Consider the following 20,076-nt stretch of genomic DNA (forward strand, 5'->3'; position numbering starts at 1 on the left):
GGCGGCCCGATGTTTCGGCTCCTGGTGGGCCGGGAAGGCGGACGGAATGGCGCGTGGTGATCATCCGGAGCGGACGGCGTTCTACGGCGTGTGCCTGCTGGCAGGCGCCTTTCTGGCGCTGTGGCTGGCCACGTCGGTGCCGATCCGGTGGCTGTCGATCACCATCGGCGTGCTGGCAGTCCTCGCCACCGGCGCGGGGTTTCTGATGACCTTCCGGGATCTGGGCTAGCGACCCGGGCGCTTCCGCGGGGCACTACGTCGGTCGTGTGAGCTGCGCGGATTTCATTTCACCAGCGAGTTTCCTGTAACCTAACCCGGTTGCCGACGCAGGCGACCCTCCTGTCACGGAACTACCGTGGCCGCAGACGACCATAGGAGGTGAGGTGTTCCCATGCGTCCATACGAAATCATGGTCATCCTTGACCCGACCCTTGACGAGCGCACAGTAGCTCCGTCCCTGGAGACGTTCCTGAACGTCATCCGTAAAGACGGCGGCACCGTTGAGAAAGTTGACATCTGGGGCCGCCGCCGGCTGGCCTACGAGATCGCCAAGCACGCTGAGGGCATTTACGCCGTCGTCGACGTCAAGGCAGAGCCCGCCACGGTGTCTGAGCTCGACCGTCAGCTCAGCCTGAACGAGTCGGTGTTGCGCACCAAGGTCATGCGGACCGACAAGCACTAGTTGCCGAACGTCTGTCGTGTGTCGTGCGGCGTGCGTAGGCTCGCCCGCAACACAGACTTATCCAGGAGGATCTCGTGGCTGGTGACACCACCATCACCGTTGTCGGAAACCTGACCGCCGACCCCGAACTGCGCTTCACGCCGTCCGGTGCGGCCGTCGCCAACTTCACTGTGGCGTCGACGCCCCGCATTTTCGATCGCCAGAGCAGCGAATGGAAGGACGGCGAAGCGCTGTTCCTGCGCTGCAACATCTGGCGCGAAGCTGCGGAGAACGTGGCGGAAAGCCTGACGCGTGGATCGCGGGTCATCGTGACCGGCCGGCTCAAGCAGCGTTCGTTCGAGACCCGCGAGGGTGAGAAGCGCACGGTGTTCGAGGTCGAGGTCGAAGAGATCGGTCCGTCGCTGAAGTACGCGACCGCCAAGGTCAACCGTGCGAACCGCAGTGGCGGTGGGGGCGGTGGCTTCGGTGGTGGTAGCGGTGGCGGTGGCGGATCCCGTCCGGCTGCCGGTGGCAGCAGCGCTCCTGCCGACGATCCCTGGGGCAGCGCCCCGGCGTCGGGTTCCTTCGCCGGTAGCGACGACGAACCCCCCTTCTGAACACTGATCGCTTGAGTTTTGTGGCGCCAGCGCCACCGTTGCATTGAGAAAGAGATAGACACATGGCCAAGTCCTCCTCCACGAAGAGGCGTCCCGCCCCCGAGAAGCCGATCAAGACACGCAAGTGTGTCTTCTGCTCCAAGAAGGGCAAGAACCAGAACATCGATTACAAGGACACCGGTCTGCTGCGCACGTATATCAGCGAACGCGGCAAGATCCGTGCCCGCCGCGTGACCGGCAACTGCGTGCAGCACCAGCGCGATATCGCGATCGCGGTCAAGAATGCCCGCGAGGTGGCTTTGCTGCCCTTCGGGTCGGCGACCCGCTAAGACCTCGGTCCCGGCTCAACACAACGTAGAAAGATCTACCGATGAAACTCATTCTGACCGCCGAGGTGGAGCATCTGGGTGCGCCCGGCGAGACCGTAGAAGTCAAGGACGGCTACGGACGTAACTACCTGCTGCCGCGTGGCCTGGCCATCGTGGCCAGCCGGGGCGCGCAGCGCCAGGCCGACGAGATCTCCAGGGCCCGGGAGATCAAGACCGTCCGCGACGTCGAACACGCGCAGGAGATCAAGGCCGCCATCGACGGCCTGGGACCGGTCACGCTGACCGTCCGGACTGCAGGCGACAGTGGCAAGCTGTTCGGTTCGGTGACCGCCGGCGACATCGTCGCGGCCATCAAAAAGGCCGGCGGACCCAACCTCGACAAGCGCACCGTGCACCTGCCCAAGGCGCACATCAAGGCCGTCGGTGCCCACTCCGTCACGGTGAATCTGCACTCCGGTGTGGATGCCACCGTCTCGCTGGACGTCGTCGCCGAGAAATAACTCGTAGCGTCAATTACCCCGGTGGAAGCCTTCTCGGGCATCCACCGGGGTTTTGCTGTGTCCTCTGGCGAACTGCGCCGGCTGTGGACATTCCAGCGAACCTAACCCTTCGTTAACCTGGCGCATAAGTAGACGCAATACAACACGCCCGACATGGCAACCCGGCTCGACACGCCGACGACTTTCCCATCCACAGACGCCTCCGGGGTCTACGGTGCGTTTATCTGCGTAGATGCTCCAAAATCAGATAGTTGTCCACAGGTTCTCCCCACCCCCTCAACATGGCTGAGCGGACCTATGCACACGCCATCCACAACGCTATGCACAAGGGCGGGTTGCGCCGCCGCCAGCAACGTCTAGCGTCATGCGGGCGTCATTGCGGCGCGGGGTCAGGCCCGGGACTTGCGGGTCTTTTTGTCGGAGGCCTGCGGTAAGAGTCAAAGCACGAACGTCGAATATACGTTCGACGGAGTGAGGGGAGTGCTGGCGCTGTATGGCCGTAGTCGATGATCTTGGGCAGCCCGGTACGGATACGCCGCCGCCCAGCGAGGATTTCGGGCGCCAACCGCCGCAAGACATGGCCGCAGAACAGTCCGTCCTGGGCGGGATGCTGCTGAGCAAGGACGCCATCGCCGACGTCCTGGAACGCCTGCGTCCGGGTGACTTCTACCGACCAGCCCATCAGAACGTCTACGACGCCATCCTCGACCTCTACGGGCGTGGGGAGCCTGCTGATGCCGTCACCGTCGCCGCGGAGCTCGACCGTCGCGGCCTGCTCCGCAGGGTCGGTGGCGCGCCCTATCTGCACACCCTGATCTCGACGGTGCCGACCGCGGCCAACGCCGGCTATTACGCGGGCATCGTGGCCGAGAAGTCGCTGCTGCGGCGCCTCGTGGAGGCCGGTACGCGGGTGGTGCAGTACGGCTACGCCGGTGCCGAAGGCGCTGACGTCGCCGAGGTCGTCGACCGTGCGCAGGCCGAGATGTACGACGTTGTCGAGCGCCGGACGTCCGAGGACTTCGTCATCCTGGAGCACCTGCTGCAGCCGACGATGGATGAGATCGACGCCATCGCCTCCAACGGCGGCGTGGCCAGCGGCGTGCCGACCGGTTTCACCGAGCTCGATGAGCTGACCAACGGACTGCATCCCGGCCAGATGATCGTCGTCGCGGCCAGGCCCGGTATGGGCAAGGCGCTGGCGTTGGACACGCCACTGCCGACACCGACGGGCTGGACCACGATGGGTGAGATCGCGGTGGGTGACGAGTTGCTCGGCGCTGATGGCCTGCCCACACGGGTTGTCGCTGCGACGGAGGTGATGTTCGGCCGGCCGTGCTACGAAGTCGAGTTCTCCGACGGAACAGTGATCATCGCCGATGCAGACCATCAGTGGCCGACTGAGAGCGGTATCCGAACGACCGCCGAATTGCGTTGTGGTGCAGATCGGCTGATTCCGGCGACGCTGCCTTCCCGGGTCGGGGGTACGACGGCCCTGTTGGCGTTGGGTGTGAATGTGGCGTGGGTGCGGGCGATAGAGAGCGTGCCGGTGCGTTGCGTGCAGGTCGACAACGAGTCGCATCTTTACCTCGCCGGTGAGGGGATGGTGCCGACCCACAACTCGACCCTCGGATTGGACTTCCTGCGCTCCTGCTCGATCAAGAACCGCATGCCGAGCATCGTGTTCTCATTAGAAATGAGCAAGTCCGAGATCGTCATGCGACTGCTCTCGGCCGAGGCCAAGATCAAGCTGGCCGATATGCGGTCGGGCCGGATGAGCGACGACGACTGGACGCGCTTGGCCCGACGGATGAGTGAGATCAGCGAGGCGCCGCTGTTCATCGACGATTCGCCGAACCTGACGATGATGGAGATCCGCGCCAAAGCCCGTCGGCTGCACCAAAAGGTGGGGCTGCGGCTCATCGTGCTCGACTATCTGCAGCTGATGACCTCCGGTAAAAAGGTGGAGTCCCGCCAGCAGGAGGTCTCCGAATTCTCCAGGCAAATCAAGCTTTTGGCGAAGGAGCTGGAAGTTCCGGTGGTCGCGATGAGTCAGCTGAATCGCGGTCCGGAACAGCGCACCGACAAGAAGCCGATGCTTTCTGACCTTCGCGAGTCGGGATCTATCGAGCAGGATGCGGACATGGTGGTGCTCCTACACCGGCCGGACGCCTTCGAGCGAGACGACCCACGCGGTGGTGAGGCCGACCTCATCGTCGCCAAACACCGTGCGGGACCGACGAAGACGATCACGGTTGCCCACCAGTTGCACCTGTCGAAGTTTGTGGACATGGCGCACTAGGCGGACTATTGCGTGGCTTCTCAAGTTTAATGTCGAATTCTCAAGTGAAATGTCCACCTAATGTCCAATTGGACATGGAAGTGAGATTTTTCAGGTGCCGCAGGTGCGCTAGCAGACGCCCGTAGAAATCTTCGACTGAGGCACGACGGGGTGACACGAATTCGCGGCGGGGACTGCCCCCAGTTTGGTTGACTCCTGGCCTGTGAGGATTCGTCCTTGCTGGAAGGATCAATCTCGTGCCGAGGCCGTTTCCTGCCGAGTTCCGAGCAGATGTCATCGCTGTGGCCCGCCGGGGTGAGGCGCCGTTGCGCCAGATAGCGAAGGACTTCGGGATTTCGGAGGCCTGTCTGCATCGCTGGCTCAAGATGGCCGACCGGGAGGACGGTGTCGGGCGGCCCGTGTCTGCGGCGGCTTCTGGGGATGTGTCGGCGCAGCTGCGCGAAGCGCACAAGCGGATCAAACTCCTCGAGCAGGAGGCTGAAGTGATGCGCCGCGCGGTTGGCTACCTGTCCCGGGACGCCAACCCAAAATGACGCTTCTATGGGGGGTGTCAACCCATGGTGGCCTGGAGTTGCCGGAACATTGAGCGGCAGACGTAGCGCTTGAGGTTGCGCCTGATCTCTCGGTTGGTTTTGCCGGTGGCCAGTCCTCGACGTAGGTAGTCCCGCGTCGCTGGGTCGAAGCTCATGCGGGTTCGGACGATGATGTCGATGGCGCGGTTGAGTTGTCGGTCGCCGGATCGACTGAGGCGGTGTCGTGTGGTGTTCCCTGATGATGCGGGCAGTGGCGCGATGCCACCGAGGGCGGCGAATGCGGCTTCTGAACGGACCCGTCCGTGGTGGGAGTAGGCGCAAATCAGAATAGCGGCGGTGACGGGTCCGACCCCGCGCGCCTTTTGGAGGCCTGGAGCCAGGCGCTCCGCGAGTTCGGCGAGCTGGGCGTGATTGTCTCGGAGTTGGCGGGTCTGCTCGACGACGGCGATCGCCAGCCGTTTCGCTTCGACGCGGGCGGTGAGGTGGACTACGTTGGCGCAGATCATGTTTCGCCATGCTGCTATGACCACGATCTGCTTGTCAGTTAGGGGTGAGCGGGCGTCGATGCCGAGGTCGACCGTACGGAGCAGCGCGGTCAGCGCGTTGCGGTTAGCGGTGCGTTGGTGGTCGATGAGTGAGCGTGCACTCAAGAGCACACGCAGGGCCGCGCGGTCGCCGGCGTCGCGTGGTTGGGGCACTCGCGAGCATTCCTTGCCCAGCACCCAGCGGGCGGCGGTCTCGGCGTCGAGGGGATCGGATTTCCCGGCGTAGGCATGTGCGGAGCGCGGTTGTGGGCGCACTTCGCCGATGGGTATGCCTCGGGCTGCCAGCGCCGCGGCAAGGGTCGCGCCGTAGGAGGATGTGCCTTCGACGGCGGCGAAGACGGTGCCCGAAGCGCGGCGCGCGACCCAGGTCAACGCCCGGTTGATTCCCGCCGCTGACGCAGGGAAGGTCGCCGTGTCGATCACGGCTCCCGTCTTGGCGCGCAGCACGCAATAGGTGTGTGTTCGCGCGTGGGTGTCCACTCCGACAATGTGGTCGTAGGTGTCCGCGATGATTGCCGTTGAAAGTTCTCCTACTCTGTTGGCTATTGCCTTTCTGGATGGCGCCGATGAATGTTGTTCGCGCAGAGACACATCTGTAATGAGTCACACCACCACTGGTGGCGGCGGACAAGCTTCTGATTAAGCCATCTGTGCGGACAGTGTCGACGCCGGCTCCTCTCGCGGACAGGTCATTTTGAAGACACCGCACTGCGCGGGTCGGATATACCCGGAGTCACACGAGCCGAGCCAAGCGTCAACACTGCCAGCCAGCCTCGGGCCAGCCGCCACTATTACAGATGTACCCGCTGGTCCTCGACCTTGCCGCTGACGGCGTGCCCGTCACGGTGACCTGCCGGGTTCTGGGATTCTCCACCCAGGCGTTCTGCAAATGGCGCAAAGCACCTCTGTCGCAGCGTGATTGGGACGATGCGCACCTGATCAACGCCGCCCGCGACATCCATGCCGATGACCCCGTCTTCGGCTACCGATTCATCGCCGACGAACTTCCCGGGCGCGGGATCACTGCTGGGGAGAATCGTGTCGCGCGGCTGTGTTCCCAGGAGCGCATCTGGTCGATCTTCGCCAAGAAGCGAGGACTGAATCGTCGATCCGGGCCACCGGTGCACGACGACCTCGTGCAGCGTCAGTTCGGCGCCCAGGCCGGCAATCAGGTCTGGCTTGCCGATATCACCGAGCGCCGGACCGATGAAGGCAAGCTCTACCTGTGCGCCATCAAAGACGTGTACTCCAACCGGATTGTGGGCTACTCGATCGACTCGCGGATGAAGTCCTCACTCGCGGCGCCCCCGGCGACCTCATCGCGCGACGAATAGCGCGATCTGCTGCTTGCTGCCGACGAACCATCGAACACCCTCCAAAATTTCAGGGTGTTGCTTCGACCGATTGAACCCAGTCAAGTCAGGTCGCGAAAGTTTGTTCACGCGCTGTCGCACAACGGGTTACACGGATCGATGGGCCGTGTCGGCGCGTGCGGAGACAACGCCGCGATGGAGTCGTTCTTTGCCCTGCTGCAACGCAACGTGCTCGATCGGCGGCGCTGGTCCACCCGGGTCGAACTACGCCTGGCGATCGTGGCCTGGATCGAGCGGACCTACCACCGACGCCGCCGGCAACGCGCCCTCGGCAGACTCACCCCGATAGAGTTCGAATTGCTCCACCCATCAGTCGCAACCGCGGCCTGAAATTCACACCCCGCGAGTCAACTGAACGCGGGGCAGTCCCGTTCGGCATCAACGGGGGATTCGACTATCAGGGCCGCAGCCTCGCCTACCAAAACTGGTCCACCGTGGGCGATCCAGCGGTCATCTTCGATGTCCCCACCAACGGTTCACGGACGCCTTTCGGGACGTTCGGGCAGTGGTTTGCGTGGCTGTCGATTGCACTGTCTCTCGGCTTCGCAGCTGTTGGAATTCAACGTCGAAGACGGTGATTTCGAGCGGCGTGGACGGCTTCGAACGAGATCTCGAGCAACCAGAAACTCATGACAAATCGATCGCTGGTGCAATGCGCACCGTGTCACCGTTCATATCGTGTGCGCATGGTTGCCACGCCGGCTGTGATGAACACGCCGCCGATAATCTGTGCGGCGGTAGGCGTCTCGGCTAGGGCGAGCCACGCCACTGTGACGGCGACCGCCACCTCGAGTGTGCCGAAGAAGGCGGCCTTTTGGGAACCGAGCACGCGGCTCGCTGCGATACTCGCCCAAAAGCCCAGCGCGGTGGCGATGACGCCCACGGTGGTGATTGGTAGCCACCACGGTATGTGTTGTCCCTGAAGTACGGGTGAAGTGGTGGTAATGGTCGTGTCAATGATGCCAGCAAATCCCAACATGAGAAGTGCAGCGGCACCGATGATTTGGCTACCCACCACGGCCGAGATTGCCGGAACGGTGTGCGGTACCCGCGAGGCGGTGACGTAGTAGAGCGCGACGGTCACCATCGCCGCTGTGGCCCACAGGACACCGATCAGGTCGAGACGGTTGTCGATGTTGGGTGAGGCCACCGCGAAGAGGCCGCACAAGGTCAGGCACGACGCCACCATCGTGCTGGCGCTGGGCGCGGCTCGGCCGGCGATCCAGCGGTAGAGCACGATGACCACTGGTGCGCTGTACTGAATCAAGATCGCTGTGCCGACCGGCAGCGTTTTCAGTGATTGCGCGAACGCCAGCTGTGAAGCGGCGACCCCGATGAGTCCGACCATGGCGATGTCATACCGGGCGTGCCAGGTCTGCGACCAGCGTCCACGCGCTGCATACAGGCCCGGCACCAGCAGCACGAGTGCCGAGATCAGGGATCGGACGATGACGAGTGCCGACGGGCTCCAGCCGGCGTCGATCATGGGTTTGAGCAGCGGCCCGGAAATCCCGAAACTGGCGGCGGCGGTGATGGCCAGCACGACGCCAGCTTCGGCTTTCGGTCCTTTCACCCCCCGAAGTGACTTTCGAGCAGCGTCAGATCGGCGGGGCTGAGCCGGTCCGTGTTGTGCATGGCTTGGTGCCAGTGCGGATACGGCAGGTGGTAGGCGCTGACGGCATCGAGTGCGGCGAGATCGTCTGCGCTGAGTTGCACGTCGGTGGCCGCCAGCGTTTGTTCGAGCTGCTGGGTCGAGCGCGCACCGACGATCAGTGATGTGACCGCAGGCTTGGCGATCGCGTAGGCCAGAGCGATCTGGGCCGGGGGACGATCGTGGCGTTGCGCGACCTCGACGAGCACTTCGATGATGTCGTAGAAGCGCTCCTGATCCTTCACCGGCGGCTGATCCCAGTCGCCGAGGAACCGACTCCCTGCCGGTGTTTCGTGGTCTCGTCGGTACTTGCCAGTGAGAAGTCCACCGGCCAGTGGACTCCAGATCAGTGTGCCCACCCCTTGGTCGCAGGCGGCGGGCAGTAGGTCGACTTCGGCGTCTCGATCGTGCACCGAGTAGTAGATCTGTTGGCTGACGATGGGTGCGAGCCGGCGTTCGCCGGCGAGCCGGCAGGCCTTCATCAGCTGCCATCCGGTGTAGTTGGAGACACCGATGTAGCGCACCTTGCCGGACCGCACCAGATCGTCGAAGGCGCCGAGGGTTTCCTCCAGGGGGGTGTGACCGTCCCAGCCGTGTGCTTGGTAGAGGTCGATATGGTCGGTGCGCAGTCGGCGCAGGCTCGCTTCGACCGAGCGGATGACGTGGTACCGCGAGAGTCCCGCGTCGTTGGGACCCTCGCCCATGGGCAGGCGCACCTTGGTGGCGATGAGCATGTCCTTGCGCGCATCTCCAAGGGCGTGTCCGAGCACCTCCTCGCTGGCACCGGAGGAGTACATATCCGCGGTGTCAACGAGATTGACGCCAGCGTCGCGGGCCATGCCGATCTGCCGGCGGGCGTCGTCGATGTCGATGTTTCCCACGACTGTGGCCCATCCCGTTGCACCGAATCCCATCGTGCCCAGCGCCAGGGTGGAGACCCGCAGGCCGGAAGCGCCTAGTTGGCGGTACTTCATATGTAACCTCCAGAGATTATATTTCTTACGAACGTAAGATAGTTATAGATCTTACTTCATCAAAGTGTTAGTGTTCTGGAACACAGTCTTTCACCTGGAGGTCAGTAACGTATGTCAGATGGAGCAGCCGCACTGGATGTGTCGGCGTCGCACGGTGAGGCCGACAAAACGGTCGGCACGATAGGTGCGGTCTCGCTGAGTTTGGCGGGATTGGGCCCGTTCTTCACGATGGCCTTCGCCACTGGTTTCGCCGCGAAGGGAGCCGGCGGCGCGGTACCGATGTCGTATTGCCTCGGCGCTCTTGGCGCTTTCGCTCTTGCCTACGTAGTGGTCAAGTTCGCGCGTCATCACGCGGGCGCCAGCGGCGTTGCCTATACTTATGTCGGCGCCGCCTTGGGCCGCTTGGCCGGTTTCGTCGCCGGATGGACCTACGTCATCGCGTGGCTGTGCGGCACGGCGTCGGTGCTCACGGTCGCCAGCGTCTCTGCTGAGGCCATGTTCGCCCACTACGACATGCAGATCCCGTGGTTCGCGTTCTTCTTGGTGTTCCTGGCTGTCGCGATCGCCATGAACCTGTTGGGAGTTCGTCTGTCGCTGGGGTGGCTGGTCGTCATCGAACTGGCCTCGATGGCGTTTCTGCTCGCCGTGGCGGTGTTCGTCATCGCTCGCGGCGGAGCCAACGGCAACTCGATACGCCCCTTCGTCGACGTGTCGCTATCGGCGACGGGCTGGTCGGGTGTGTTCTTCGGAATGATCTACGGCTTCGCAGGTTTCGCGGGCTTCGAAGCCGCCGCAGCGCTTGGCCGCGAGGTCAAGAACAAGCACGTCGTCCCCCGCGCCATTATCGTCTCCTTGGCTGCGGCAGCCGCGTTCTACATCGTTGTGACCTACTCTTTCGCGATCGGCTATGGGCTCGACAACGCCGACCAGTGGGCCTCGGACGCCTCTCCCGTCGACACCATCGTCTCGATGTACGCCGGCAATGTGCTCGCGCAGATCGCCGACGCGCTCGTTGTCATCAGCGCGATGTCCTCGGCACTGGGCCTGGTCACCTTGACCTCACGCACGCTGTTCGAGATCGGCAGCCACGGGCATGCGCCGCGCCAACTGGCACGGCTGCACCACCGCTTTCGCACCCCCTATGTCGGGATCGGCGCCGCCGCGGGTGTCGCTCTGTTCGTGGCCGTGGCGTTGGGTCTGACCGCGGGCAGCCAGGTGCTGATCGGGTTCGTGGCCGGCGCCACGACCCTGGCCTTCCTGGTCGTCTACGGGCTCATGGCCATTGGGTGGATCCGTGTGCAGGTGCGCGCCTCGGGATCGGCTGCACGCACCCGCGTGCTCGGCATCACGTTGGCGGTGTTCGCCCTGGTCCTGCTGTGCGGCGCGCTGTATTCGTCGGTCGTGCCACAACCACCGTTCCCCTACAACCTGCAGCCAGTAGCGCTGGGCCTCACTCTGCTGGCCGCCGCCACCGCCGGCTGGCTCCTGCGAGCACGCGGACACGACCTCGCCGAGCCGGAAGTCCCCATGACCGTCGAGGACATGAGCACCACCCCATGACGACAAACCGTGAACCGTCACCACAGATAGGTGCTTTGAACCGAGTCGACGCGGCCGTCCGGATCGCAGCGGCGCACGGCGTGCGTGATGGCGAGGTCTTCACCCTCGGTCTGCCGGTTCTGCCGCCCAACGCCATCTGCAATCCGCGACGTGAGCCCGCCGCCTTGCACACCACATGCGATTGGTCGGATTTCGTATCGGGCCGAAAAGTGTTGCGTGACGGCGAGGATGCCTACGTCGACGACATCGTCACCATCCCCACGCACGGCTCGACACATATCGACGCGCTGGGTCACATCATCGTCGACGGCACGTTATGGGCCGGCCACCCGGCCAGTGAGGCCGCGCACGGATTGGATTGGGGCAGCATCGAACCCGTCGCGCAGACCGGCATCTTCGGCCGCGCCGTCATTGCCGACATCGCCGGACTACACGGCCTGGCCGCAATTCCCGCAGGACAGCTGATCCGCTTCGAGGAGGTGACCGCCGCCCTGGACAAGCAGGGTGTGCTCAGCCGCCCCGGCGACGTGTTGATCCTGCACACCGGATCCATGCAGGACCGCGCCCTTGGGGCAGAGCCCGACACCGCCGAGCCAGGACTCTCGGACGAACCGGCCCTGGTGACGTGGATGGTCGACTCCGGTATTGCCGCTCTCGGCAGCGACACGTTCGCCAATGAGCTACCCGTATCGCCCTACACCGGGCGACATTTCCCTTTGCACGGCCTGTTGCTACACGGCCACGGCATTGGTTTTCACGAGGGCTTGTGGCTCGCAGAGGTTGTCCAGGCCTGCCGAGACGACGGCCGGTGGGACGGGCTCTACGTGGCCAGCCCACTCAAACTCGGCCGGGCGAGCGCCTCGCCCGTCAATCCACTATTCGTGAGGTAGAACAGCACATGACAGAGACCACCATCGGGAATCTGGCCCACCGCATGAAGAACGCGATCCCGGCCCTGGTCGACACCGCGGCAACCCCGCCCTTGTTCCTCGACGCCCCCTCAGGCACTCAGATGCCCCAGGCTGTACTCGAGGCGATGAACCGCTACGTCATCGAGGGCACTGCCAATCGAGGAGGAGTGTTCCCCACCAGCCTCGACACCGAGGAGATGCTCCTGCAGACGCGACGCAAGGTGTGCGCCCTGCTGGGCGCATCCGACCACCAAGTCGTCTTCGGACAGAACATGACCTCGCTGGCGTTCAACGCCGCCTCCTCAATGCGCCGCGACTGGGTGAACCCGAACAAGCACATCGTCGTGTCCGAACTCGACCATCACGCCAATATCGATCCGTGGCTCAGCTGCGCCGAGGACGCCGGCATGGCCACGCGATGGCTGCCCGTCGACGCGCACCGCCACTGCCTTGATCTGAGCCAACTCGACGTCCTCGTCGACGAGGACTGCGCACTGGTTGCGGTCGGGCTGTCCTCCAATGCGGTGGGAACCGCATCCGACATCGTCCCCATCGTGGACCGTGCCCGCAGTGTGGGAGCCATCTCGGTCATCGACGCCGTGCATGGGCTGTCCCACATCCCCGTCGACGTTGACGAACTCGGCGCCGACATCATGTTCTTCTCGGCGTACAAGATCTTCGGACCACACATCGGGGCCATGGTCATCAGAAACGACGCCCTCGACCGCATCCGGTTCCACAAACTCGCGCCAGCACCGCACACCGGATACGGCAAGGCCGAACTCGGTACGCAGAACATGGAGGCAGTCGCTGGTCTGTCGGCCACGATCGACTTCGTCGCCTCCTTCGCCGATGACGCCTCGGCAGACCTGCGACACCAAATCACCTCGGCCATCGGCAACTTCGCTCGCTGCGAAGAAGAGCTTACCGACCACTTCGTCGCCGGTCTGCAAACCATCGACGGGGTCACCCTGGCCCGCGCCCCCCACGGCATCCCCAAGACATCGACGGTGGCGTTCACAGTGACTGCGGCGAGCCCCGAGTCGGTTGCCTTCGCCTGCGCCAAAGAAGGCGTCTACATCACCCATGGCGACTTCTATGCCCGCACCCTTGCCGAACGCACCGGCGTCGCCCACGCCGGCGGATGGCTGCGCGCGGGCATCGCCCCTTACCACGACCGCGACGATATCGACCGGGCCCTAAACGTGCTTGATCGCGCCATCCGCCTCGCCCGACGGCAGCCCTGACCCCAGCAGCACACTCCCACCCACGAAACGGAGACTGACCTATGGATCTCTCACAAGACGTCGTACTCGTCACTGGCGCCGCATCCGGCAGCGGCGCCGCGCACGCACGCGCCTTCATCGGCGCCGGGGCGCGCGTCGTTCTCGGCGACGTCCTCGACGAGCAGGGCGCCGCCTTGGCCGGCGAACTCGGCGAACGGGCGCTCTATTTGCACCTCGACGTGAGCCAGGAGCCGCACTGGGCTGAGGCCATCGCGGCCACAGAACAAGCCTTCGGGACCGTCACCGTGCTGGTCAACAATGCTGGCGTCGTCCACGACGCCCCGCTTACCGACTACGAGCTGGCCGACTGGCACCGTGTTCTCGACATCAACCTGACCGGAGTGTTCCTCGGCATGAAGCACGTCGCCCCCGGCATGAAAGCCCTCCGACGCGGCTCCATCATCAACGTCTCGTCGGTCATGGGTCAACGCGGCGCCGCCCACTCGTACTCCTACGTCGCCTCAAAATGGGGTATCCGCGGACTGACCCGTTCCGCGGCAATCGAACTCGGCGGCCACGGCATTCGCGTCAACACCGTCCTGCCTGGCTTCATCCAGACCGCCATGACCGCCGCCGACGACCCAGCCGACCTGGAGATCCCGCTGCGGCGCAGCGCCACACCCGAAGAACTCGCACCGACCATGCTGTTTTTGGCCAGCGACGCCTCGTCGTTCATGACAGCTGCCGAACTCGACGTCAACGGTGGCCAACTGGCTAACATCGCCCGATATGATGCACTGCACGGGGTCGACCTGACCACGCCGGTGCCAGACTGACATGTCGACCTCGGACAGCCAGCGACGCAGTTCTCGACGCGTGAAGGAGGCGACCGACGTGGCTGAGGTGCCCGACCCGCTCACCATCCGCGACGTGGCCGCCAAGGACATCACGGCGTTGCCGCTCGACGACACCGACCTGGCCATCCTGCGCGAGCTGGTCGACGATGCCCGCGTCTCACAACGCGCATTGGCCGCCAAGCTCGGGATCTCAGCACCCACCGTCGGAGAACGCATGACGCGCCTGGAACGCAACGGCGTCATCACCCGATACACCGTCGAGATCGACATGGCAGCGATCGGCTACCCCCAGACCGTCCATCTCGCGCTGGAATCCGTTGAGCGCGAAAAGGTTCCGGTGATCATGCAGAGGCTCGCGGAAATCGATGAGATCGAAAGCGTGTCACTGATCACTGGCCAGTGGGACCTCATCGTGAAACTGCGTACCAGGGATTACACCCACTTTCGGTCCGTGCTCATGGACAAGGTGTGGGCGATACCGGGCATGACCAGCATGACGACGATGATGAGCATCGCCGAAACTCCCCCCAAGAACTTCGCCCAGGGAATCCTGGCCGCCCTGGCCGAGCAACGCAATCCAGGCGACGAAGCGACCGGGTAAACATCCCACCGAAAGCGCGGCGCCCCCGTGCGGGCACCGCATATGTCTACACATCACAACAAATAGGTGTATTCGGCGACGGCGCGACAGCGATCGCGATGCACATCGACTCAACCGAGAGGAACCCCACGATGCAGCCAGTCTTCAGCCACGATGGTCAACCGGTGACCCACGGCCGGGCGTCCATCAACGGCACCCGCATCCACTACGTCACCGCCGGCAGCGGCGAGCCCCTGGTCCTCATCCACGGAGTGCCGAAGAGCTGGTACTACTGGCACCGGATCATTCCGAAACTCAGCGAACACTTCACCGTCATCTGCCCAGACGTCCGCGGCTTCGGCGACTCATTCCGCCCGCACAACGGCTACGATATGTCCACCATCGCCGACGACATCACCGAACTCGTCGACCACCTCGGCTTTGATAAGTTCGGCGTCGCGGGCGAGGACTGGGGGGCATGCTTCGCCCTGGCCATCGCCGCCAAGAACCCTCAGCGCGTCATCAAGCTGTCCTTCGCCGAATCATTGCTGCCCGGCTTCGGACTCGAAGATTGGTCACACCTGAGTGTGGAGAACCATCGCAAGGGTCGCTTCCTGTGGCACGTCAGCTTCTTTCACGTCCCCGACATCCCAGAGAGCCTCATCCAGGGCCGCGAAGCGATGTTCTGGTCGACGTGGATGAAGAATGAAACCTACGACCCAGCAGCCATAACGCAAGACTGCGTCGACGAATGGGCCAGGACCAGTTCGGCTCCGGGCGCGCTGCGGGCCATCTTCGAGGTCTACCGATCGACGTGGACCAACATCGACCTGACCAAACGATGGGCACAGGAACGTCTGCCCATGCCCGTGCTCACCATTGGCGCCGAGCACTTCATCGCCGAGGAGGCTCGCCAGCAGATGCTGCACTTCTCCGACAACGTCGACTACGCCGAACTCGACTGTGGCCACAGCCTTGCCCTCGAGCGGCCCCGGGAACTCGAACGGATCCTCATCGACTTCTTCACGAGCTGAATCACCGAAACCATTCACTGACAACACAAAACAGCGCGGCCTTGTGCGCTGAAATCCCACTTCTAGAAGGAACGTGATGCAAACAACCCCCACACAAGACCGCACGCTGGGTGTGGCCATCATCGGCAGCGGACTGATGGCCAAGGCCCACACCATGGCCTGGCGCAACGTCGGCGCCGTCTACGGCTCCATCCCGGTCACCCCACGGCTGGTCGTGCTCTGCGACGCCACCGAAGACCTCGCCCGTGACGGCGCCATGCAGTTCGGCTACGAGAAGTACACGACGTCCTGGGAGGACGCCGTCAACGATCCCGACGTGGACGTCGTCGACATCGTGACACCCAACTGGCTACACCAGCCCATCGCCATCGCAGCAGCCAAGGCGGGAAAGCACATCTGGTGCGAGAAGCCGCTGGCGCTCACCGCGACTGGTGCCCACGACATGGTCGAAGCCGCCGAACAGGCTGGAGTCAAGACCTTGGTGGGATTCAGCTTTGTCCGAAACCCGGCCGTCACCTTGGCCAAACAACTGATCGAAGCCGGCGAGATCGGCGACCCGGTGTCCTTCGTCGGCGCTCACTCGATCGCGGCGATGGTCGATCCCGAGACCCCGTTCACCTGGCGCCAAGAACGCAAGCTGGCCGGTGCGGGCGCGATCGGGGACCTGGGTGCCCACGTGATATCCATCGCGCGATACCTCGTCGGAGACATCGACATGCTTGCCAGCACGTCGTCGATCGTGCACCCCGAACGGCCCCTGACCGACGGCGCCTTCGGATATGGAGAGAAGGCGGACGGCACCGCCCCCAAACGCTCCGTCGAGAACGACGACATCAGCCTGACCTTGATGCGATTCGCCAACGGTGCCATCGGCACCATCGAGGCCAGCCGCGTCGCGATCCCCCGGGGCTGGGACCTGTCGTTCACACTGACCGGAACCAAGGGCGCGGTGCGTTTCGATCAGCAACACATCTACAAACTCGATGTGGCATTGGCCTCCGATGGACTGCAGCAGCGAGGTTTTCGCACACTCGAGATCGGACCGGGCCACGGCGACTTCGGAAACCTGTGGCCTATACACGGGGCGAACATCGGAAACCACGACCTGAAGTTCTTCGAAGTCCACGACTTGATTCGGGCCATCGTCGACGACCACCCCGTGTGGCCAGACTTCCGCGAGGGTTATGAGGTCGAACGCGTCATCGACGCCATCGAAGAGGGAAGCGCAACCGGCCAGTGGGTGGCCCTGCGATGACAACCTCGATCAATGCCACAACCAACAACACCCGCTACCCCCTGGGCCTCAGCAGCTACATTCTCGCGACACCCTTCTCCGACACCTCACTGCACGAGTTCGCGCACGTGCGTGAGTTGGGCTATGACCAGTTCGAGATCTGCGTCGACGACCCAGACACCCTCAGCTCGGCGTTGACGCGACGCGCAGCAGAAGAGTCCGGCCTATCGGTGGCGGTGACCGGCGCGTTCGGCCCCGCCCGCGACATCTCACACGAGGATCACGCTGTCCAACGCGACGCCAAGGACTACCTGCGGGCGGTGGTCGACTTCGCCGCCGCGGTCGACTCCCCGTACGTGGCAGGACCCATGTTCACCGCCGTCGCGGTCAAACTATTGCAGACGCCCCAAGAGCGTCACCGGCAACTGCAACGCGCGGCCGGCAACCTACGTGAAATCGCCGACTACGCCGGCGAACGCGACGTCAAGCTCGCCATGGAACCACTCAATCGGTTCGAGACGCACCTGATCAACACCGTCGAGCAAGCGCTCGAGCTGATCGAGCTGGTCGATGCCCCCAATATCGGCTTGGTTTTGGACACCTTCCACATGAACATCGAGGAGAAGGACCTCGGCGCAGCGATCCGCCTGGCTGGTGACCGCGTGTTCGCCTTCCAGGCGTCCGAGAATGACCGCGGCACACCAGGAAGTGGCAACATCGACTGGCCGAGTCTCTGGGGCGCGCTCGATGACGTCGATTACGCCGGCACCGTCGTCGTCGAATCCTTCATCGCCACAACGGAGATTGCCCCCATCGGGGGACTGTGGCGGCCGGTAGCGGCCAGCATGGAGCAACTCGCCATCGACGCGCTGGCGTTTCTGCGCGACGAACTGCGCGTCTAGCCGCGAGGCGCCCAGGTTCTCGCCCCGCATCGTGGCGCGTCGGGTTGCTTATCTGTAGATGACGCGGTGCTCGCGACGTTCGTCTTCCGCGGCCGACGCCGTCACCACCTGGGGCGAGTCAAGCTCGCGCGCACGATACGCACCATCCCTACCACAGTGAGGACGTCACACCCATGACCGACGATGGCACGGTCGGACGCTTCAGCGGTTATCTTGAAATAGTTTCGGCGCCAACAGGTTTCTTCCGCACGGAACGCATCGATGGCAGCTGGTGGCTTATCACGCCGGACGGATTCGGCTTCATCTCAGTGGGTCTCAACCACCTCGACGACACCGACCTGAGGTATCCGCACAACTTCGAGATCTGGCAACGCAGATACGGCTCGCGGGCACGCTGGATCGATGCTGCCACCACCGACCTGCGGCAGTGGGGATTCAACACCCTCGGCTGGACCCGCCAATGGGTCAGCGCTCGACATCACCACGACATCGACTGGGTGACACCACTGAACCTCGGCCACGGCAAGGAGTGGTCGAGCGATGAGCTGCAGCGCACCGGCATGCCCTACGTGCAACAACTGACCGTTGCAGAGATCGAGGGATGGAACGGTAATCCGCGCTGGCCCGACGTGTTCTCCTCCGAATTCGACGAACATTGCGCATGGCTGGCACGTGAATACTGCTCCCGCGTCGCTGACGACCCACATCTCATCGGCTACTTCCTCACCGACATCCCCTCGTGGTTACCCCACGCCTCCGGCGGCAACTTCACCGGACTCGATGACTCAGTCCTGCAAGGAACCTCGCACGATCTCGCTACGACCGCCGACCAGTACTACAGCACCATCACCCGACACATTCGAGCCTACGACCCAAATCACCTCATCCTGGGCGATCGCTACAACGGGAACATGGGCATCCCCACCGAAGTCCTACACGCCGCCGCCCCATACATCGACGTGCTGTCGGTGCAGTACTTCGCCGGCAACGACGCCGCCGGCTATGCCACGATGCGCGACGACCTGGCCGGGTGGAGCGCCGAGGTCGACCTGCCCGTCATCGTCGCCGACATCGGCAACTGCGCGCCCACACCGCTCAATCCCGACCGAGACTGCGGACTGATCGACCACGCCGATCGCGGCCGCCACTACGTACAAGCGTTCGACAGCATCGTGGCTGAACCCTGGCTCATCGGGTGGCACTGGTGCTCCTATCTGGAGAACACCGCCCGCGGATGGGGTTTGAAAGATCCCTACGACGAGCCCCACACCGACCTGACCGAGCCCCTCGCAGAGTTCAATCATTCCGTTCACCAACGAAGGAGCAAGCGGTGACCCTCGGTATGCCCAGTCGGACTTCGGCACCGCCTCCCGGGAGCCGATCACGCAACGTCGTCGGCGACATCCAGCACGGGCTGGTGCCCGTCGACACCGACGTGCGCCTGCATTATGTAGTTGCCGGGCAAGGAGACCCAGTTGTCTTACTGCCCGGCTGGCCCCAGAGTTGGTACACATGGCGCTTTGTCATGCCGCAGCTGATCAACGCCGGGCGCCGCGTCTACGCGATCGATCCCCGCGGATTCGGCGACAGCGACATCCCGCCGACTGGTTACGACCTCGAGACCGGCGCGCGCGACCTACATCGCTTCCTCGAACAACTGGGACTGGCATGCGTCGGGGGCGTCGACATCGTCAGTCATGACATCGGCAGCTGGATTGCCCATACCCACGCGGTCATTTATCCCGACGACGTCCGGCGCCTAGTCTTGTCGGACGCCTACATTCCCGGCGTGTCGCCGTCGCCACCTCCGGGCTACCCCGACACTCAACTCAACGCGCGGCAGTGGCATTTCTACTTCAACCGTGTCGAGGGTCTTCCCGAAGCACTGATACACGGACGCGAAGCGATCTTCCTGGCCTGGTTCTTCGGCCCGCAGAAGCTCGCCCGCACCTGGGCGATCGAACCAGACGCCTTTGACGAATATCTCCGCGTCTTCTCCCGCCCCGGCGCGGTCCGCGCTGGCCTCAGTTACTACCGAGAAGCGTTCAGCCCTAACGCGTTGGATGAAGCGAAGGCCCGCGGTAGTCACCAACTGTCTATGCCCATACTTACTCTCGGAGGTGAATACGCCGACGCCGACAATCTTTATCACACCGTCCGCGCAATCTGCTCTGACGTCACGAATGAAGTGTTCGACGGTGTCGGTCACCACATCACCGAAGAATGCCCCCACGAGTTCTCACAGGCCGTCCTGCAGTTCTGGCGTAACCACCCTACGACAGCCTGACGC

The 20,076-nt window shown here is 63.7% G+C and carries 19 protein-coding genes and 3 pseudogenes; 19 read left to right on the top strand and 3 right to left on the bottom strand.

Annotated features, from left to right (window positions below; all coding sequences use genetic code 11):
• Window positions 1-46: 46 nt before the first annotated feature.
• The 7 genes and pseudogenes from H7J73_RS01630 to H7J73_RS01660 all read left to right on the top strand — a co-directional run.
• Window positions 47-229 carry a hypothetical protein gene (locus H7J73_RS01630; protein ID WP_264065490.1) on the top strand — a complete coding sequence of 61 codons (183 nt, stop codon included), beginning with the start codon at window positions 47-49 and terminating at the stop codon, window positions 227-229.
• 162 nt (window positions 230-391) lie between these two features.
• Window positions 392-682, top strand: a complete 291-nt coding sequence (rpsF, locus tag H7J73_RS01635) for a 30S ribosomal protein S6 (protein ID WP_264065491.1) — start codon at window positions 392-394, stop codon at window positions 680-682.
• Between the two features lie 74 nt (window positions 683-756).
• Window positions 757-1,278 carry a single-stranded DNA-binding protein gene (locus tag H7J73_RS01640; protein ID WP_264065492.1) on the top strand — a complete coding sequence of 174 codons (522 nt, stop codon included), beginning with the start codon at window positions 757-759 and terminating at the stop codon, window positions 1,276-1,278.
• 62 nt (window positions 1,279-1,340) lie between these two features.
• Window positions 1,341-1,607: a 30S ribosomal protein S18 gene (gene rpsR, locus H7J73_RS01645; RefSeq protein WP_264065493.1), complete on the top strand. Its 267-nt coding sequence runs from the start codon at window positions 1,341-1,343 to the stop codon at window positions 1,605-1,607.
• Between the two features lie 41 nt (window positions 1,608-1,648).
• Window positions 1,649-2,107: a 50S ribosomal protein L9 gene (rplI, locus tag H7J73_RS01650; RefSeq protein WP_264065494.1), complete on the top strand. Its 459-nt coding sequence runs from the start codon at window positions 1,649-1,651 to the stop codon at window positions 2,105-2,107.
• A gap of 493 nt (window positions 2,108-2,600) precedes the next feature.
• Complete coding sequence (dnaB, locus tag H7J73_RS01655) at window positions 2,601-4,406, top strand: replicative DNA helicase (protein ID WP_264065495.1); 1,806 nt, start codon at window positions 2,601-2,603, stop codon at window positions 4,404-4,406.
• A 236-nt stretch (window positions 4,407-4,642) separates the two neighbouring features.
• Window positions 4,643-4,936, top strand: a pseudogene (locus H7J73_RS01660) (transposase); the annotation flags it as partial.
• 20 nt (window positions 4,937-4,956) lie between these two features.
• Here the strand turns inward: H7J73_RS01660 and H7J73_RS01665 are convergent.
• Window positions 4,957-5,997: an IS110 family RNA-guided transposase gene (locus H7J73_RS01665; RefSeq protein WP_264065526.1), complete on the bottom strand. Its 1,041-nt coding sequence runs from the start codon at window positions 5,995-5,997 to the stop codon at window positions 4,957-4,959.
• Between the two features lie 284 nt (window positions 5,998-6,281).
• Here H7J73_RS01665 and H7J73_RS33920 point away from each other — a divergent pair.
• Window positions 6,282-6,785, top strand: a pseudogene (locus tag H7J73_RS33920) (IS3 family transposase); the annotation flags it as partial.
• A gap of 111 nt (window positions 6,786-6,896) precedes the next feature.
• Window positions 6,897-7,187 (top strand): annotated as a pseudogene (locus H7J73_RS33925) (integrase core domain-containing protein); the annotation flags it as partial.
• A gap of 334 nt (window positions 7,188-7,521) precedes the next feature.
• On the opposite strand, the gene H7J73_RS01675 reads toward H7J73_RS33925, so the two are convergent.
• Together H7J73_RS01675 and H7J73_RS01680 are read right to left on the bottom strand one after the other, a co-directional pair.
• Window positions 7,522-8,430, bottom strand: a complete 909-nt coding sequence (locus H7J73_RS01675) for a DMT family transporter (RefSeq protein WP_264065496.1) — start codon at window positions 8,428-8,430, stop codon at window positions 7,522-7,524.
• A complete protein-coding gene (locus H7J73_RS01680; RefSeq protein ID WP_264065497.1) occupies window positions 8,427-9,482 on the bottom strand; it encodes an aldo/keto reductase in 1,056 nt (351 codons plus the stop codon). Before H7J73_RS01680 ends, H7J73_RS01675 begins: the two co-directional genes overlap by 4 nt.
• Window positions 9,483-9,593: 111 nt before the next feature.
• Here H7J73_RS01680 and H7J73_RS01685 point away from each other — a divergent pair, with 111 nt between their 5' ends.
• From H7J73_RS01685 to H7J73_RS01730, 10 genes are all read left to right on the top strand, one after another.
• Entirely contained in the window at window positions 9,594-11,042 is a 1,449-nt protein-coding gene (locus tag H7J73_RS01685; RefSeq protein WP_264065498.1) for an APC family permease, read from the top strand.
• Window positions 11,039-11,932, top strand: a complete 894-nt coding sequence (locus H7J73_RS01690) for a cyclase family protein (protein WP_264065499.1) — start codon at window positions 11,039-11,041, stop codon at window positions 11,930-11,932. Before H7J73_RS01685 ends, H7J73_RS01690 begins: the two co-directional genes overlap by 4 nt.
• 8 nt (window positions 11,933-11,940) lie before the next feature.
• The gene (locus H7J73_RS01695; RefSeq protein ID WP_264065500.1) at window positions 11,941-13,200 is read left to right on the top strand and encodes an aminotransferase class V-fold PLP-dependent enzyme; all 1,260 of its coding nucleotides are present in this window, start codon (window positions 11,941-11,943) and stop codon (window positions 13,198-13,200) included.
• A gap of 41 nt (window positions 13,201-13,241) precedes the next feature.
• The gene (locus H7J73_RS01700) at window positions 13,242-14,015 is read left to right on the top strand and encodes an SDR family NAD(P)-dependent oxidoreductase (RefSeq protein WP_264065501.1); all 774 of its coding nucleotides are present in this window, start codon (window positions 13,242-13,244) and stop codon (window positions 14,013-14,015) included.
• Between the two features lie 58 nt (window positions 14,016-14,073).
• Window positions 14,074-14,637, top strand: a complete 564-nt coding sequence (locus tag H7J73_RS01705) for an Lrp/AsnC family transcriptional regulator (protein WP_264065502.1) — start codon at window positions 14,074-14,076, stop codon at window positions 14,635-14,637.
• A gap of 131 nt (window positions 14,638-14,768) precedes the next feature.
• A complete protein-coding gene (locus H7J73_RS01710; protein ID WP_264065503.1) occupies window positions 14,769-15,650 on the top strand; it encodes an alpha/beta fold hydrolase in 882 nt (293 codons plus the stop codon).
• A 76-nt stretch (window positions 15,651-15,726) separates the two neighbouring features.
• On the top strand, window positions 15,727-16,905 hold the full coding sequence (locus tag H7J73_RS01715) for a Gfo/Idh/MocA family protein (protein ID WP_264065504.1): 1,179 nt from the start codon (window positions 15,727-15,729) through the stop codon (window positions 16,903-16,905).
• Window positions 16,902-17,786 carry a sugar phosphate isomerase/epimerase family protein gene (locus H7J73_RS01720; protein ID WP_264065505.1) on the top strand — a complete coding sequence of 295 codons (885 nt, stop codon included), beginning with the start codon at window positions 16,902-16,904 and terminating at the stop codon, window positions 17,784-17,786. Before H7J73_RS01715 ends, H7J73_RS01720 begins: the two co-directional genes overlap by 4 nt.
• Window positions 17,787-17,959: 173 nt before the next feature.
• Window positions 17,960-19,120, top strand: a complete 1,161-nt coding sequence (locus tag H7J73_RS01725) for a glycoside hydrolase 5 family protein (RefSeq protein ID WP_264065506.1) — start codon at window positions 17,960-17,962, stop codon at window positions 19,118-19,120.
• The gene (locus H7J73_RS01730; protein WP_264065507.1) at window positions 19,117-20,073 is read left to right on the top strand and encodes an alpha/beta fold hydrolase; all 957 of its coding nucleotides are present in this window, start codon (window positions 19,117-19,119) and stop codon (window positions 20,071-20,073) included. The genes H7J73_RS01725 and H7J73_RS01730 overlap by 4 nt, the downstream gene beginning before the upstream one ends.
• Window positions 20,074-20,076: the final 3 nt, after the last annotated feature.

It is taken from the genome of Mycolicibacterium komossense, from assembly GCF_025822605.1.
GTDB lineage: Bacteria > Actinomycetota > Actinomycetes > Mycobacteriales > Mycobacteriaceae > Mycobacterium > Mycobacterium komossense.